Annotated in this window: 11 protein-coding genes and 1 pseudogene; 5 read left to right on the forward strand and 7 right to left on the reverse strand. The window is 68.9% G+C overall.

Going from position 1 to position 16,485, the window contains the following annotated elements:
- Window position 1 precedes the first annotated feature (1 nt).
- Window positions 2-1,216, reverse strand: a complete 1,215-nt coding sequence (locus RWX87_RS03215) for an ATP-binding cassette domain-containing protein (protein ID WP_314686869.1) — start codon at window positions 1,214-1,216, stop codon at window positions 2-4.
- A gap of 105 nt (window positions 1,217-1,321) precedes the next feature.
- The gene (locus tag RWX87_RS03220) at window positions 1,322-2,356 is read right to left on the reverse strand and encodes a MetQ/NlpA family ABC transporter substrate-binding protein (protein ID WP_314686871.1); all 1,035 of its coding nucleotides are present in this window, start codon (window positions 2,354-2,356) and stop codon (window positions 1,322-1,324) included.
- Window positions 2,357-2,787: 431 nt separating this feature from the next.
- Here RWX87_RS03220 and RWX87_RS03225 point away from each other — a divergent pair, with 431 nt between their 5' ends.
- Both RWX87_RS03225 and RWX87_RS03230 read left to right on the forward strand, forming a co-directional pair.
- The gene (locus tag RWX87_RS03225) at window positions 2,788-3,621 is read left to right on the forward strand and encodes a Cof-type HAD-IIB family hydrolase (protein WP_314686872.1); all 834 of its coding nucleotides are present in this window, start codon (window positions 2,788-2,790) and stop codon (window positions 3,619-3,621) included.
- An 89-nt stretch (window positions 3,622-3,710) separates the two neighbouring features.
- Window positions 3,711-4,250, forward strand: coding sequence for a peptidylprolyl isomerase (locus RWX87_RS03230; protein WP_314686873.1), 540 nt, complete (start codon window positions 3,711-3,713; stop codon window positions 4,248-4,250).
- Window positions 4,251-4,405: 155 nt separating this feature from the next.
- On the opposite strand, the pseudogene RWX87_RS03235 reads toward RWX87_RS03230, so the two are convergent.
- The 3 genes and pseudogenes from RWX87_RS03235 to RWX87_RS03245 form a co-directional block, all read right to left on the reverse strand.
- Window positions 4,406-6,709 (reverse strand): annotated as a pseudogene (locus RWX87_RS03235) (RelA/SpoT family protein); the annotation flags it as partial.
- A 128-nt stretch (window positions 6,710-6,837) separates the two neighbouring features.
- Entirely contained in the window at window positions 6,838-7,308 is a 471-nt protein-coding gene (gene dut / locus RWX87_RS03240) for a dUTP diphosphatase (protein ID WP_314686874.1), read from the reverse strand.
- A complete protein-coding gene (locus RWX87_RS03245) occupies window positions 7,305-7,613 on the reverse strand; it encodes a DUF4193 family protein (RefSeq protein WP_314686875.1) in 309 nt (102 codons plus the stop codon). Before RWX87_RS03245 ends, dut begins: the two co-directional genes overlap by 4 nt.
- 186 nt (window positions 7,614-7,799) lie before the next feature.
- Here RWX87_RS03245 and sepH point away from each other — a divergent pair, with 186 nt between their 5' ends.
- Complete coding sequence (gene sepH / locus RWX87_RS03250; protein ID WP_314686877.1) at window positions 7,800-8,762, forward strand: septation protein SepH; 963 nt, start codon at window positions 7,800-7,802, stop codon at window positions 8,760-8,762.
- Between the two features lie 202 nt (window positions 8,763-8,964).
- On the opposite strand, the gene RWX87_RS03255 is transcribed toward sepH, so the two are convergent.
- Window positions 8,965-10,203 carry an alkaline phosphatase family protein gene (locus RWX87_RS03255; protein ID WP_314686878.1) on the reverse strand — a complete coding sequence of 413 codons (1,239 nt, stop codon included), beginning with the start codon at window positions 10,201-10,203 and terminating at the stop codon, window positions 8,965-8,967.
- A gap of 94 nt (window positions 10,204-10,297) precedes the next feature.
- Between RWX87_RS03255 and RWX87_RS03260 the strand changes: the two genes are divergently transcribed.
- Both RWX87_RS03260 and RWX87_RS03265 read left to right on the forward strand, forming a co-directional pair.
- On the forward strand, window positions 10,298-12,961 hold the full coding sequence (locus tag RWX87_RS03260; RefSeq protein ID WP_314686879.1) for a DNA topoisomerase IV subunit A: 2,664 nt from the start codon (window positions 10,298-10,300) through the stop codon (window positions 12,959-12,961).
- A gap of 312 nt (window positions 12,962-13,273) precedes the next feature.
- Window positions 13,274-14,734 (forward strand): aspartate ammonia-lyase, encoded by a 1,461-nt coding sequence (locus RWX87_RS03265; protein WP_314686891.1) that lies wholly within the window; start codon window positions 13,274-13,276, stop codon window positions 14,732-14,734.
- Window positions 14,735-14,883: 149 nt separating this feature from the next.
- Here the strand turns inward: RWX87_RS03265 and RWX87_RS03270 are convergent.
- The coding region (locus tag RWX87_RS03270; RefSeq protein WP_314686880.1) for a toprim domain-containing protein at window positions 14,884-16,485 on the reverse strand (1,602 nt) is incomplete at its 5' end.

Here is a 16,485-nt window from a genome sequence, read left to right on the forward strand (position 1 = left end):
CTCATGCCTCCCGATCTTCCGCCGCGGTCCTGGCCGCCGAGGCGTCCGCGACGTCCCGGCCGACGGTCTCGCTGGCCGCATCGGCGTCGTGCTCCGAGGCGGCCACGGACGACACGGCCAGGTCGTAGGGGCGCGGGTCGGCCGCCGTTCCGAAGTCGATGAGGTCGCCGTCGGAGGCGAGCGCGCGGACCGTGCCCTCCACCGCATCGGCATCCCCGGCGAGGGAGTACGTAAGCGCTCCGATGCCCGCGCCGTCGACGGTGTCGATTCCGCCGCGCAGCAGGCTTCCGTCCACTCCATGCTCGGCGATGATCCTCGAGACGTGCTGTCCCGACGCCGGCACGGCCCTTCCGGTCGCCGAGACGGCGGGCCGCTGGCGGACCATGACCGTGACGATCCGCCCGCGGTCCTCCTCATGCAGCCTGCCAAGCAGCGGCGCGTCGGGAAGACCGGAGATGGCCGTCGCCAGGAAACGCCTGGTGACGGCATGCACGGGGGCCGCGAAGACGTCGTAGACGCCCCCCTGCTCGATGATCCGGCCCGAATCCATCACGGCGACCCGTCGGGCGATCTGCCGCACGACGTTCATCTGATGGGTGATGAGGACGATGGTGACGCCGAAGCGCTCGTTGACCCGCGCCAGCAGGTCGAGCACCCCGGACGTCGTCTCGGGGTCCAGCGCGCTGGTGGCCTCGTCCGCCAGGAGGATCCTCGGATTCGTCGCCAGGGCGCGCGCCACCCCGACCCTCTGCTTCTGCCCGCCGGACAGCTGCGAGGGGTAGCGATCGGCGTGGTCGGCGAGGCCGACGAAGTCGAGCAGCTCGCGCACACGCCGGTCCTGGTAGTCCCGCCGCCAGTGGTCGAGGCGCAGCGGGTAGGCGATGTTCTGTGCGACGGTCCGCGTGGAGAACAGGTTGAACTGCTGGAAGATCATGCCGATCTTGCGACGCACGGGTCTCAGGGCCCTTTCCGACAGCCCGGTCACGTCGGTGCCGAGCACCGTGACGGAGCCCGAGGTGGGCCTTTCCAGCGCGTTGATCATCCGCACCAGCGTGGACTTGCCGGCGCCCGAATATCCGATGATGCCGAAGACGTCGCCCTCGTCGATGCGCAGGCTCACATCCTCCAGGGCGCGCACGGCGCCGCGGGAGCGCTCCCTGCCCTGGCGCGGGAACTCCTTGGTCACATGCTCCATGTCGATGATCGGATCGGACATCCCTACCCCCCTTCGGACCTCTGCCACCTTAGTCCGCCCTCCCGGCCGTCCCGTCGTGAACGGCGGATCCGGCCGGGAGGGCGGACTCATGCGCGGCGATCGCGATCAGTCGCCGGCCGCCCTCGCGTCCTTCTCGATGGAGGCGAGGAAGCCCTGCAGCTGGGCCGCGCTGTACTGGTTGGCGAAGGCGGCGGTGCCGCCCGAGTTCTTCTGCAGCGCTGCGAGCACGTCCTTGGACTGGAAGATCTTCACCAGCTTGAGGTACGTGGGATTGTTCACGTCGGCCTTGCGGGCGACGAACACGTTGATGTACGGCCGGGCCGACGTCGTCGTGGCGTCGTCCTGGTAGATGGCGTCGGTGGGCTTGAGGTTCGCGTCCGCCACGTAGTCGTTGTTGATGACGCCGGCCTCGACCTTCGGATCGCTCAGCGAGTTGGCCACCTGTTCGGCCTTGAGGGCGGTGACGGTGACCTTCGACTTCGAGGTGTCGATGTCGGCCGGGGTGGTGAACGCCGTCCAGTCGTTCTTCAGCGTCACGAGGCCCGCGGACTGCAGCACGCCGATCGCCCTGGCCTGGTTGGTCTCGTCGTTGGGGATGGCGATGGTGCTGCCCTCGGCGATGGCCGAGACGCTTTTCACCTTGTCGGAGTACAGGCCCAGCGGATACACGGCGGTGCCGCCGATGGGCTGCAGGTCCTTCTTGTTCGTCACGTTGTAGTTGGCCAGATACAGCAGATGCTGGAACTCGTTCAGATCGAGGTCGCCGGAGTCGAGCGCCGGATTCTCGGAGGTGTAGTCCTGGAAGTCGACGATCTTGACGTGAATGCCGGCCGCCTCCGCCTTCTTCTTGAACAGCGGCCACTGCGGGTCGGTGGCGCCGACCACGCCGATCTTCACGGGGTTCTTCGCCGACCCCTTGGCCGCGGAGGCCTTCGAGTTCGAATAGACGTGGTATCCGACGAGCACGCCGACGAGCACCAGCGCCACGACGACCACCGCGATGATGACGTTGCGCACGGTGTGGTTGACCCTCACCGGCTCCTCGAATCCGCCCTTGCCGAAATCCCCCGGCCCCGACGGAGCCGCCCCCTGCGATGCCGCCTGCGGCGTGACCTGTCCCGGTCCGTTCTCCTCAGCCATACGATGCTCCTTCCCTCTCTCGTCTTCTTCTCCGCCGCATGCCCGCTGCGGGCGCCTGCGGTGAGACCCCACCATAACGGGACGCCGGCGGGGTGGAGCGCGGATACGGCCAACCGGCCATATCCGTTTCCTATGACGGGTGCCAGCGCGGCCCGATACTGCGTGGGAACCTCCCTCCGCCTTCCCCCCGACACGCCGTGGGGAAGATACGGGCCGTCTCGGATCCTGCGCCAGGGGGAGCCCAGGCGCCGCCCCGGAGACGTCGATGCCGGGGGCATGCCGGGCGTCACCCGCTTCATGGGCCACGGCGCGGGAGGCGCCGGGACCCTCCGATGTCCCGGGGAGCGGAACACCATGGGACCGGAGGATGGCCGCCGGCCGCCGTGGCACGTCCGTTCCGGCGCCACCATGCCGACCAGGAAGGGACCGACATGAACCGAACAGAGCAATCCGGGAATCCCGGATCGTTTATGGACATCCGAGCGGCGTTCTTCGACATCGACGGGACCCTCACGAGCTTCGTCACCCATCACGTCCCCGACTCCACCGTCCGGGCCCTGCATGGCCTTCGCGAACGAGGCGTGCGCATCGTCGTCTGCAGCGGGCGCGCGCCCTCCCATATGGGCGTGGTCCTCGACGCGATGCCGGCGCGCTTCGACGGCATCGTGGCGATGAACGGCCAGTACTGCTTCGACGACTCGGGCTGGACGGAGTCGGAGGCCCTCGATCCCGACGACGTGCGCACCATCACCGCCTGGCTCGACCGACATCCGGGAATCGCGGCGAGCTACTGCGAGAAGGACTACGTGTACTTCAACCTCATCACCCCCACGATGCGGCAGACCTGGGCGCAGCTGGGCGCCACGGCTCCCAGGGCCTACGTCGACGACCCTCATCTCAGGCCGTCCACGCATCCGACCTTCCAGATCAGCCCCTTCGTCACGCGGGAGCAGGAGCGGGAGATCCGCCGCCTGTGCCGGTCCACCGTCGGCGTGCGCTGGCACCCGGACTTCACCGACCTCATCCCCGCCGACGGCGGCAAGCCGCGAGGGATGGACCGCTTCCTGACACGCTGGGGTCTGAAGCCGTCCCAGTGCATCGCCTTCGGCGACGGCGGCAACGATGCGGGCATGCTCCGCCATGCGGGCATCGGCGTGGCCATGGGCAACGCGACGCAGGACGCGAAGGACGCCGCGGACGTCGTCACCGACGACGTGGACCACGACGGCATCCTCCACGCTCTGGAGCGCCTCGGCCTTCTGTGACCGGTCCGCCCGGCCCTCCGACCGGCCGCGTCGCATCCCCGGCGGCGGGCAGGGCGGACCGGGTCGCCCGCGCATGCGAGACTGAACCCATGACATCGATCATCATGCATACGTCCGAGGGTGACGTCGCCCTCACCCTTTTCGACGACCAGGCGCCGGCGACGGTGAGGAACTTCCTCGGCCTCGCCGACGGATCGCGGGAATGGACGGATCCGTCCACCGGCGAAACGCGCCACGACCCCTTCTACGACGGGCTGACCTTCCACCGGATCATCAGCGATTTCATGATCCAGGGCGGCTGCCCGCTGGGCACCGGAACCGGCGGACCCGGCTACGAGTTCGATGACGAGATCTCCTCCGACCTCGTCTTCGACCGCCCCTATCTGCTGGCCATGGCGAACGCCGGCCTGCGCCGCGGACGCGACGGACGGGCGCATGGGACCAACGGCTCGCAGTTCTTCATCACCACCGTGCCCACGCCGTGGCTGAACGGCCACCACACGATCTTCGGCGAAGTCGCCGACGACGCCTCGAGGAAGGTCATCGACCGCATCGAGGCCACGCCCACCGACCGGGGGGACCGTCCGCTCGAACCGGTGGGGATCGTCGGCATCGACGTCCTGCGATAGGGCCGGTTCGCGTCCCCGGGTCCTGCACGGGGGAATCCGGACACCGCGGACAGGGGAAGACCTCGGGGCTACTTCCCTCCCAGGGTCTTCCCCCTCGCGGCGGCCCCCTTCTCGCCCTGGCGCTTTCGGGAGGACGCGTCCCGTCGCGGATCGTCACGCATGCGTCGCAGCCTCGGCTCGGCCGAATCCTTGGCGCCGGTGATGCGGTAGACGTCGAAGACCCCGTCGATCTTGCGCACGGCCGCCAGCAGCGTCGTCAGATGCTGGGGATCGGCCATCTCGAAGGAGAACTGACTGGTCGCCACGCGGTCGGTGCCGGTGGATATCGAACCCGAGATGATGTTCACCCCATGGTCCGAGAGCACGCGCGTCACGTCGGACAGCAGATGGGGACGGTCCAGCGCCTCCACCTGGATCTTGACCATGAACAGGCCCTTGGTGCTCGTCCACTGCACCGCGATCACGCGTTCGGGCTGACGCCTCTGCAGCTCGATCATGTTCTGGCAGTCCGTGCGATGGACGGAGACGCCCTCGCTGCGGGTGACGAAGCCGATGATGTCGTCCCCCGGAACCGGGGTGCAGCAGCGTGCGAGCTTGACCCACACGTCCCCCACCCCCTTGACGGACACCCCCAGCGAGCTCGTGGTGGTGCTCCGCGAATGCTGACGCAGCGGCAGCGCCTCCTGCTCGACCTCCTCGGCGACCTCGTCCGAACCGGCGTCCTTGACCAGATGCGATATGACGTTCTGCGTGGAGATCTGGCCGTCGCCGATGGCCGCGAGCACGGCATCGGGACCGGAGAAGTTGAGCTCGTCGGCCACGCCCACCATGGCCTCGGGGGTCAGAAGGGCGGAGGTGGGCAGGCTGCGCTTGCGCATGGCCCGGGTGAGCTCGTCACGCCCCTCCTCGATGGCCTCCGAGCGTCTTTCCTTGCTGAACCACTGGCGGATCTTGTTGCGCGCCTTGGGGCTTTTGACGAAGCTCAGCCAGTCGCGGGACGGTCCCGCCGCGTCGGACTTGGAGGTGAGGATCTCCACCGTGTCGCCGTTCTCGAGCCTGGTGTCGAGCGGCACGAGGCGACCGTTGACGCGTGCCCCCATCGTGCGGTGGCCGACCTCGGTATGCACGGCGTAGGCGAAGTCCACGGGCGTCGCCTCCGCCGGAAGCGACACGATGGCGCCCTTGGGCGTGAAGACGTACACCTCGGAGCCGCCGAGGTCCTCCTTGAGGGATCCGAGGAACTCGTCGGAGTCCGGGGTCTCGTTCGTCCAGTCGGCCAGCTGCTGGATCCAGTGCAGGTTGTCGGCCTCGCTGAGCTCCTTGTCCTCCTCGGTCTCTCGCCGCCTGTCGGCGGGGTCGGGAGCGCTCAGGGCGCGGCCGGCCTGCCCGTTCTCCTTGTACTTCCAGTGCGCGGCGATGCCGAACTCCGCACGCCGATGCATGTCCCAGGTGCGGATCTGGATCTCCACGGGCTTGCCTCCGGGACCCACCACCGTCGTGTGCAGGCTCTGGTACATGTTGAGCTTGGGCATGGCGATGTAATCCTTGAAACGCCCGGGGACGGGGTTCCAGCGGGCGTGGACGGCGCCGAGCGCCGCATAGCAGTCGGGGATGGTGTCGACGATGATGCGAACCCCGACGAGGTCGTAGATGTTCGAGAAGTCGTGTCCGCGCACGACCATCTTCTGGTAGATGGAGAAGTAGTCCTTCGGCCGTCCGCTCACCGACGCCTCGATGCGCTGGGCCGCGAGGTCCTGGCCGATCTCCTCGATGATCTGCTTGAGATAGACCTCGCGCTGACCGGCGCGGCGGGCGACGAGGACGACGATCTCGTTGTAGATCTTCGGGTACAGGACCTTGAAGCTGAGCTCCTCGAGCTCCGTCTTGATCGCGTTCATGCCCAGCCTGTTGGCCAGGGGCGCGTACACGTCCAGGGTCTCGCGCGCCTTGCGCTGGGCGCTGGCGGTCTTCACGTAGCGCCAGGTGCGGGCGTTGTGCACACGGTCGGCGAGCTTGACGACGAGCACGCGGACGTCGCGGCTCATCGCCACGACCATCTTGCGGATCGTCTCCGCCTGGGCGGAGTCCCCGTAGTCCATCCGGGTGAGCTTCGTCACTCCGTCCACGAGGCCGGTGATCGTGGGCCCGAACTCCGTCCGGCAGTCGTCCAGCGTGTAGTCGGTGTCCTCGACGGTGTCATGGAGGACTCCGGCCGCCACGACCATCGGGCCCATGCCGAGGTCGGCGAGGATCTGGGCCACGGCGAGCGGGTGGATGATGTAGGGCTCGCCCGACTTGCGCCTCTGGCCCCTGTGCTGCGTCGCCGCGCGGCGATAGGCCCTTTCGAGAACGTCCAGGTTCTCCCGGGGATGGTGGGAGGCGCACATGCCGATGATGGGGCGAAGCGGATCAAGCATGTCATCGCTGATCTCGCACCCCAGCATGCGCGCCGGGCGCATCTCGGTCTCGGAGCCCGCCACTGTCCACCTCCCGCTTCCGTCTCCCCATCCTACCCAGCGGCACGCCCTGGGCGACATGGCGGGGCATGGCGGCCTTCCCCCATCGGGTGCTGCCGCGGAACCCTCCTTCAGGCCCCGGAGGACCCGAATCCGCGTTCGCCGCGATCCGATCCGGGCAGCGCGCGCGCGCGGACGAACCTCGCCTGAACGTACCTCTGCACCACGAGCTGGGCGATGCGATCCCCACGGTGGATCTGCACCGACGTCCGCGGATCGAGGTTGATGAGGGGGACGCGGATCTCCCCGCGATAGCCGGCGTCGATGGTCCCCGGGGCGTTGAGCACGGTCACGCCGCTGCGGACGGCGAGACCGGAGCGCGGATGAACGAGTCCGACGTAACCGGCAGGCAGGGCGATGGCCACCCCGGTCGGAACGAGGGCGCGCTGCAGGGGCGCGAGCAGGACGTCCTCCGCGGCATGGAGGTCCGCGCCCGCATCGCCCGGATGGGCGTAGCCCGGCGCCAGGGATTCGTCTCCGTCGAGAAGACGAAGCAGGACCTCGGTGTTCTCCGGTTCGTTGTACCCGACGTCAACCGTCATGCACGGGGTCCGTCATCGATGCCGAGGCACTCCTTGCAGTGCTGCCTGCCGTCGGGGTCCGTGCGTCCCAGCTGGCTGCGATGCCGGACCAGATAGCAGTCGACGCAGAGGAACTCGTCCTTCTGCATGGGGATGACCGTCACCGAGGGGTCCTCGGTGACGGGATCCGCGGCGTCCAGCTCGTATTCGCCGGCGATCGCGTTCTCGTCGTCATCGACGTCGTCGGCGGACGTCCTGGTGCTCTTCCCGAGGTCGAACGACTCGACGTCATCCTTGCCGCGCGGGGAATCGTAGTCCTGGCTCATGGCAATCCTTTCCCTTCAGATGCACGTGTATGGGCATACGCTGCGCCATAGAATACATGAATCACGGACAGATACATCCATCCCGCGCGAAACGCCCGGAATGTTCAGCGTGGGGCACAATGGAGATAGTTCCGGGAAGCCCGAAAGGCACGGGAACGGTGCTCCTCGAGAGGAAAGTGGTGTTCGATGCCTGACAATTCGCCGATGCGGGCCCGTTTCGACCATGTGGACGGGAACGGGGATCTCGTCTTCGTCATCCCCGGCGCATCCTTCGCCGTGACGCCGGATGACGCCTTCGACGATGCGATCGAACGGTCGCGGCGCATCCGACACGGCCGGCCGGGCGGACGCAGGCCGGCATCGGCATCCCCCATCCCGATCGCGCGCATCCAGTCCATGGTCAGGGCCGGCGCCACACCGCGCGCGGTGGCGGACGAGCTGGGCATCGACGAATCCACGGTCGAGAGGTTCTCCCCGATCGTGGAGACCGAGAAGAACTATGCCATCGACAGGTTCCTCGAATCCCCGGCCTCATCCGACCATGAAGGCGTCTCCGTGGGGGATCTCATCCATCGCTCCCTCACCCTTCGGGACGCGGACATGAAGTCGCTGTCATGGAACGCGACGCGACATGACGTGGACCCCTGGCGCATCACGGCCGAGTTCGACGTGGCCGGACGCCATATCCGGGCGATCTGGTCATGGTCGCCGCAGGACAGGGCGATAGGAAGCCTCAACACCACGGCGCGGGCGCTGCTGAACGAGGTCGTCCGCAGGCGGGTCGCGTCCCGTCATGAGCCCGACCAGCCTCACGAGGCCGCCGCCTCCAGGAGCACTCGGCTTGTCGCGACGTCTGCGGCACCCGTCGACGCGGCCGACGGCCCGATCGACGGCGACGGCGTGCCGGCCGTGGCGAACGCTTCCACGGCCGCCGACGAAGGTCCGAAGGAATCCGCGCCGAACAGGGGCTCCGTCGTTCCGACGCCCGTGCAGGAGAAACCGCGTGACGGCGGCGATCCCATCGTCGCCGTCGTCCAGCCTCTGGTGCCGGAGACCGGCTCCGACGACCCCGATTTCGTCAGGACATCGCATCGCCGGAAAGGGCGCTCCGCCGTCCCCAGCTGGGACGAGATCCTCTTCGGCGACTAGCTTCGAGGACGGGACCGCCCCTCCCCCGGGGTGACGGCCGTGGCCGTCATGGGGTCGAATCGCAAGAGGACAGACGGCTGATGAGCCTTATGCCGTCCCGTATGCCGTCCCGGACCGCCGGACGGCAGTCTGGCGCACCACGGCACGGAGCGTTCCGACCGACGTGGTCTGACGCCTGGGGTCGAGGCCAAGCCGTCAGACGTCAGGCCACGTCGACAAGACAGGGGATGTCGGTCTCCAGCATCGTCCGTGAGCCGTGCACGCCCGGCAGCCTCGTCGCCATGTCGCTCTGCGTGCGGCTGTCGACGATGGTGGTCCGGTCGCCGGCCCAGACGAGGACGTCTCCCAGCATGGACAGGACCCGGGGTTCGACCGGCCCCATCAGACCGGAATCCACGGCCTCGTCCCGCAGCGCCACGACGGCGTGACCCTCCAGTCGACGCCGCCATCGATCGGCGACGGCGGCGGGATCCGTCCCCTCGCCGACGTAGAGCATGGGCGCGCGAGGCTCCCCACCGATGAGCCGGACTCCCTCCGACAGGGCGGGTTCCACCGCCACGTCGATCCGATGCGCGGGGTCCGAGGAGACCATGCCGTGGTCGGCGACGATGACGACCAGGGTCCCCTGGGGCAGCGACCGGCGCAGGCGCGCAAGACGTGAATCCACCCTTTCCAGCGTCGCCACCCAGGACTGCGAGTCCCATCCCTCGGAATGGCCGCTTTTGTCGACGTCCCTCACGTACATGTACGTCAGTCCCGGCGTCCGGGACGCCTTCGCCGCAAGGGCGATGCGCGCGGCCGGGGAATCCGCGGACACGTACTCCGTCCCGCGCAGGGCGGCCTGCGTCAGCGGGGAGTCCGCGAAGCGCGGGAGCCCGCAGCTGGTGACCCGCACGCCCTGCCCGGCGAGCGACTCGAAGACGGTGGGGCGTCTCTGCAGCTCGGCCGGCCTCTCGGCGCCACGGAACTGGATGATCTGGCAGAGCTCGCCGGTGCGGGGATTGAGCTGCGTGTAGCCGGCCATGCCGGTCATCCCGGGGCAGGTTCCCGTTCCGAACACGCCCATAGCCGCCGCGGTGGTGCTGGGGATGCAGGTGGACAGCGGGCGCGCCCCGGTTGGCTCTCCAAGAAGGGAGCGCAGATAGGGGGCGTGTCCGGCGCGGGAGACGAGGTTCCAGAATCCCAGACCGTCCACGAGGACGACGACGGCGCGGGACGCGTCGGGAAGCCCCAGAGCCCGCTGCAGCCGCGCGGGGTCCCGATGCACGGGCGTGGCGACGGGATGCCCGATGGCCGCGCTCACGGCGGGGAGCACGGCCGACAGATGTCTGGCGCCGCAGCGCCGGCCGCCGAACGCGGCGGGTCCGTCGGTCCCGTCGCCATAGGTCACGACCGGCATCATGGCAACCAGGTCGGCGTCGTCGGGAACCTCGGGAATCATGGCCCCATTCAAGCACCGCGGCCGAACAGACGGCCCCGGGGAGGCCCGGGGTATCATGAGTCGGATCGTCGGATTCGTCAGGAGGTTCTCAGCAATGGCATCACGCCGCACGCCACGGCATCAGGAATTCGATCCGCGCTCCGTCAGGGAGAAGATCGTCGAGACGCCGCTGAACGACGAGATGCAACGGTCCTTCCTCGAATACGCCTACTCCGTGATCTACGCCCGGGCGCTGCCGGACGCCCGGGACGGGCTCAAGCCCGTCCAGCGCCGCATCGTCTATCAGATGGGGCGCATGAACCTCACCCCCGACCACGCCTACATGAAGTCCGCCCGCGTGGTGGGGGAGGTGATGGGCAAGCTGCACCCCCATGGCGACTCCGCCATCTACGAGGCGATGGTCCGGCTCGCCCAGCCGTTCGCGATGCGACTGCCTCTCGTGGACGGTCACGGCAACTTCGGATCCCTCGACGACGGTCCCGCCGCCTCCCGCTACACCGAGGCGAGGCTGGCGCCGGCCGCGCTGGGCATGAACGCCGACATCGACGAGGACACCGTCGACTTCACCCCGAACTACGACAACAAGCTGCAGGAGCCGACGGTGCTGCCTGCGGCGATCCCCAATCTGCTGGTCAACGGCGCCTCCGGAATCGCCGTCGGCATGGCGACGAACATGCCCACGCACAACCTCGTGGAGGTCATCGCCGCCGCCAAGCTCCTCATGGTCCGCCCCGACGCGCCGCTTGAGGAGCTTATGCGGCTCGTCCCGGGTCCCGACTGGCCCTCCGGGGGCGTCATCATCGGACGCGACGGGATCCGTCAGGCCTACGAGACCGGACGCGGGGCCTTCGTCACCAGGGCGGTGACGCATATCGAGAACGTCACCGCGAGACGCCGTGCGATAGTCGTCACGCAGCTTCCCTACCTCGTGGGGCCGGAACGCGTGCTCGAGAAGATCTCCGACGGCGTGCGCGCGCATCGACTGGAGGGCATATCCGGGGCGATCGACCTGACGGACCGGCACAACGGCACCCGTCTGGTCATCGAGATCAAGACGGGATTCGACCCGACCGCGGTGCTCGCCCAGCTCTACCGACACACGCCTCTGGAGGACGGCTTCACCATCAACAACGTCGCGCTCGTCGGCGGCCGCCCGCGGACGATGGGGCTGCGCGAGATGCTCCGGGTGTGGATCGGCCACCGTCGTGACGTGGTGCGACGACGCAGCGAGCATCGGCTCACGGTCGCCCGCGAGCGTCTGCATCTCGTCGAGGGCCTGCTGCTCGCCCTGGTCGACATCGACGAGGTCATCCAGGTCATCCGCGGCTCCGACGACGCGGACACGGCGAAGACGCGGCTGATGGGCGTCTTCGACCTCGACGACGTGCAGGCCTCCTACATCCTCGACCTGCGTCTGCGTCGGCTGACCCGGATGAGTCGCATCGAGCTGGAGTCCGAGCGCGACGACCTCGAACGCCGCATCGAGGAGCTGGGCCGCATCCTGGGCTCCTCCGAACGGCTGGACGAGGTCGTCGTTGCGGATATGGACGCCGCCGCCAGGGCCTGGGGCACCCCCCGGCGCACGGCCCTGTTCGACAAGGACGAGGAGGGCTCCGTCTCCGCCGTCGCCTCACAGGCCGTCCTCCCCGGGGAGGACGGCTCGGCCGCGGACGCCGCGACGACGCCCGCCAAGGCGCTCGGAGCGCCGACCCCCTCGCTGGTTCTGGCGGCGGCGGAATCCCCCTCGGCCGCCGCCTCGGAGACGGCGGCCGGCGATCTGCATCTGGAGGACCGTCCCTGCGCGGTGCTGCTCGGCGCGACGGGCCTGGTCGCGCGAGCGCCCCTCGAGACGCTGGATCTGCTGCGCGAGCGCGGAACCCGGGTCCCGGGACGAGCGGACGCCGCGATTCTCGGCGCGGTGAGGACGGGCACTCGTGCCACGTACGGGCTCGTCACCTCCGCAGGACGTCTGGTCCCGGCGCCGGTGGGTGATCTCCCCCAGCTTGCCCACGGCACGCTGGACGTCTCCCCGGGCGTGCGCGCGGAGGAGCTCGTGCGCTCCACGCGGGACACCGAACCCGTCGCCGGCGAGCGCGTCGTGGCCGTGATCGGATTGGACGGAGACAGGCCGCCCGTGGCCATCGGCACGCGCGGCGGCGTCGTCAAGCGCTGGAATGGCCAGTCCCCGGCGACGAAGGACTCCTGGAGCATCATCGATCTTCATGAGGGCGACGAGGTGCTTTCAGCAGGACCCGCCGGTGATGACGACAGGCTCGTTTTCGTCTCCTCGGACGCCTCGCTGCTGACCTTCGCGGCCGCGGAGGTCCGCCCCCAGGGCCGGGGCTCCGCAGGGATGGCGGGCATCAGGCTGTCCGAGGGATGCCAGGTGCTCGCCTTCGGCATCATCCCGGCGGATCGGCTCGAATGGCGCTATGACGCCAACGACGAAGGCCTGTCCTCCGCCTCGGGGGCGGTGGTGCTCACCGTGGCCGGCGACTCCAGCGCGCTGCCGGGAACGGAATGCGGCGCCGCCAAGGTCACACCGCTGCAGCAGTACCCGACCAAGGGGCGCGCGACCGGGGGCGTGCGCGCCCAGAGATTCCTCGTCGGGCAGGATCGTCTTGTCCTCGCCGCCGTCGGCCTCTATCCGCTGCACGCGTTCACCGACTCGGGCGCACCGGTGGAGCTGCCTCGGCCGGTGATGCGCCGCGACGCCTCGGGCGTCGAGCTCTCCTCCCCCATCGCCTCCGTGGCCTAGGCGTGCGGCCCGCCGCGCAGGACGCCGGCCCGTCACACGCCGGTGTCGGCGGATGACATCTGGCTGGGATAGCATGCGCGGCGATGCGTGGTCGTGTGAGCGTCGGCGCATCAGCCGACCGCACGCATCCTCGTCAGCAACGGAGGAAAAGTGAACCGGACGCCTTGTGCATCAACGGCAGAGAACGTGACCATCGACCCCGTACGGGCCGACGACAATCACATCAGGTCGCTGCGTCCCCCACTGTCCTTCTCTCCTGCCACGTCCTCCCTCGCCTCGTCATCCGCCGACGCCGCCGCGTCGCCGCGGCCCATGGGGTCCACGGACACGGGAACGGCCGGGACCCGGACCGAACACGACTGCGTGGGCGTTCTCGAGGTCCCTCGCGACGTCTACTGGGGGATACACACCCTCAGGGCGCTGCGCAACTTCACCGTGGGCCGGGCGCGCGTGGGCGACCACCCGGAGCTCGTCCGCGGCTACGCGCTCGTCAAGCGCGCCTGCGCCCTGGCGAACGAGGAGCTTGGTCTTCTCGACCCCGACAGGGCCCGGCTCATCGCCGCCGCATGCCGGGACGTCGAATCCGGCGCCCTGGACGACCAGTTCCCGGTCGACGCGCTTCAGGGCGGCGCCGGAACCTCGACGAACATGAACGTCAACGAGGTCGTCGCCAACCGCGCCCTCGAGCTTGCCGGACATGCCCGCGGCGACTACCGGTTCATCCATCCCAACGACGACGTGAACCGGTCGCAGTCGACGAACGACACCTATCCGACCGCCTGCCGTCTGGCGATCCTCGACGCCCTGGGACCGCTGCTGCAGAGCACGCGCTCCCTCGCCAGGGCCTTCCACCGACTGGCGGACCGGCACGCCGACGACGTGACCATCGGGCGCACGCAGCTGCAGGACGCCGTTCCCATGACCTTCGGCCAGGAGTTCCACGTCTTCGCCAGCCTGCTCAAGGCCGATGCGAAGGCCTTGGAGGCGCTGCGGCCCACGCTGGAGACGATCAATCTCGGTGCCACGGCCGTGGGGACGGGGATCTGCGCCGACGTGCGCTTCCGCGCCGAGGCGGTCAGGAATCTCGCCTCGATCACCGGCCTCGCTCTGTGCGCGGCGCCCGACCCCGTGGCCGCCGTCACCGACATGTCCGCCTTCGTCGGCACGTCCTCCACGCTCAAGAACCTGGCCATCCATCTCAAGAAGGCCGCCGACGACCTGCGTCTGCTCAACTCGGGCCCGCACGCCGGGCTTGACGAGATCGACGTGCCGGCACGCCAGGCGGGAAGCAGCATCATGCCCGGCAAGGTCAACCCGGTGATCCCCGAATGCGTCGACCAGTGCTGCTTCATGGTCATCGGGATGGACGCGACCGTCTGCCTGGCGAGCTCCGAAGGGCAGCTGCAGCTCAACGCCTTCGAGCCGGTGGTCATCCACCAGATCCTCTCCTCCATCGCCCTGCTGCGCAATGCGATGGACATGTTCCGCGGGCGCTGCGTCGACGGCATCACCGTCGACACCGAACGTGGACGTCGGTACGCCGAGGCCTCGCCCTCGATCGCGGCGGCGCTCAATCCGGTCATCGGATACGAAAGGTCGGTCGCCATCGCCAAGGAGGCCACGCGATCGGGCCGCACCGTCCGCGAGGTCGCCGCCAATCTCACCGACCTGCCCGGGGACAGGCTCGATGCGCTGCTCGACCCGCTCACGCTGTCCCGGCGTCTCGGGCAGACCTGCCGTGAAAGGGCGGCGGCGACGCCACCGACGGCGTGAACGGCGTCTGACGGGCTCGCGGATGCCATCGAATGACGTTCACTGGCGCCGGCCCCGGGCTCTGGCGACGAATGGGCCGGGACGGTTCCTGATTCCCATCCCGGCCCGTTCGGACACGGCATTCGGATGCCACGCCCAGGAGCCGGACCTCAGGTGTCGATATGCGAACGGTCGAAGTCGTCGGCGTTGTCGACGATGAACCGCTTGCGCGGAGGCACCTCGTCGCCCATGAGCAGGTCGAAGACGGCACTGGCCTGCGCCGCGTCCTCCATTCGGATGCGGCGCAGCATCCTCGTGCGCGGGTCCATGGTGGTGTCGGCCAGCTGGTCGGCGTCCATCTCGCCCAGCCCCTTGTAGCGCTGGATGTCCTCGTCGTAGTCGATGTGCCGGCGCCGGAGGTCGGCGAGCCTGCCGGCCAGCTCATCGTCCGAGTAGGTGTAGAGGTATTCGCCCCGCCGCCGCCCCTTCAGGGCGATGCGGTGCAGGGGCGGGACCGCGGCGTACACGCGCCCGTCCTCGATGAGCCCGCGCATGTACCGGTAGAACAGCGTGAGCAGCAGGATGCGGATATGGGCCCCGTCGACGTCGGCGTCCGTCATCATGATGACCTTGCGGTAGCGGGCCTGCTCGACGTCGAAGCCCGGACCGGAGCCGGCCCCCACGACCTGGATGATGGCCGCGCACTCCTTGTTCGCCAGCATCTGCGAGACGCTGGCTTTCTGGACGTTGAGGATCTTGCCGCGGATCGGCAGCAGCGCCTGGAAACGCGAGTTCCGCGCGGCCTTGGCGGTGCCCAGCGCGGAGTCCCCCTCGACGATGAACAGTTCGGCGACGTCGTCGTTGCCGGGCTGGCAGTCCGACAGCTTGGCCGGCATGGACGCGGACTCCAGGGCGTTCTTGCGGCGGGTGACCTCCTTGGTCCGCCTCGCCTGGATCCTGGCATGCATCTCGCCGACGATCTTCTCGAGGACGCGTCCCGACTGCTCCTTGAACCCGCGCCTCGAGCCGGAGATCATCTCGCCGAACTGCCGATCGACGATGCGGGCCACGATGGGGCGCACCGGCGCGGTGCCGAGCACATCCTTCGTCTGCCCCTGGAACTGCGGCTCGGCGATGCGCACGGTCACCACGGCGACGAGGCCGGCGAGGATGTCGTCGCGCTCCACACGGACCGACGAGTCCCTCATGTTGACCTTGAGCCGTCGGGCGTTGTCCTCCACGGCCTTGCGAACCTGGCGGGCGACCGCCTGAAGGAAGCCGTCGACGTGCATGCCCCCGCCCGGAGTCTCGACGACGTTGACGAAGCTGCGGATGGTGGTGTCGTAGCCGGAGGTCCAGCGCAGGGCGATGTCCACGCCGCAGGTGCGCGTGACCTTCTCGGCCTTCAGCTCGCCGTCGACCTCGACGGCCTGGGTCTCCTCCTCGTACTGGTCCTCGCCGCCGATATGCCAGATCTCGCTGACGGGCTGCCCATGCGAGAGGAAGTCGACGAAATCCCTTACGCCGCCGGTATGACGGAACATCTCCACCCGTCGATGAGTGGAATGGACCTCGTCGGGCAGGGCGGCGACCGCCTCGCCCATCGTCGCGGCCTCTTCGGCCGAATCCGTTGCCGTCGCTTCGGATGCCGTCGCCTCGTCACCCGCTGCGACGGCATCGGATTCCACGTCGTCGGGGACGCCGGCGGAAGCTGCTGCGGCCTCGGCTGGCGCCTCCCCCGTCTCCGGGGACGGCGTCCCGGAGGCGGGAAC

The organism is uncultured Bifidobacterium sp., assembly GCF_963540075.1.
Lineage (GTDB): Bacteria > Actinomycetota > Actinomycetes > Actinomycetales > Bifidobacteriaceae > Bifidobacterium.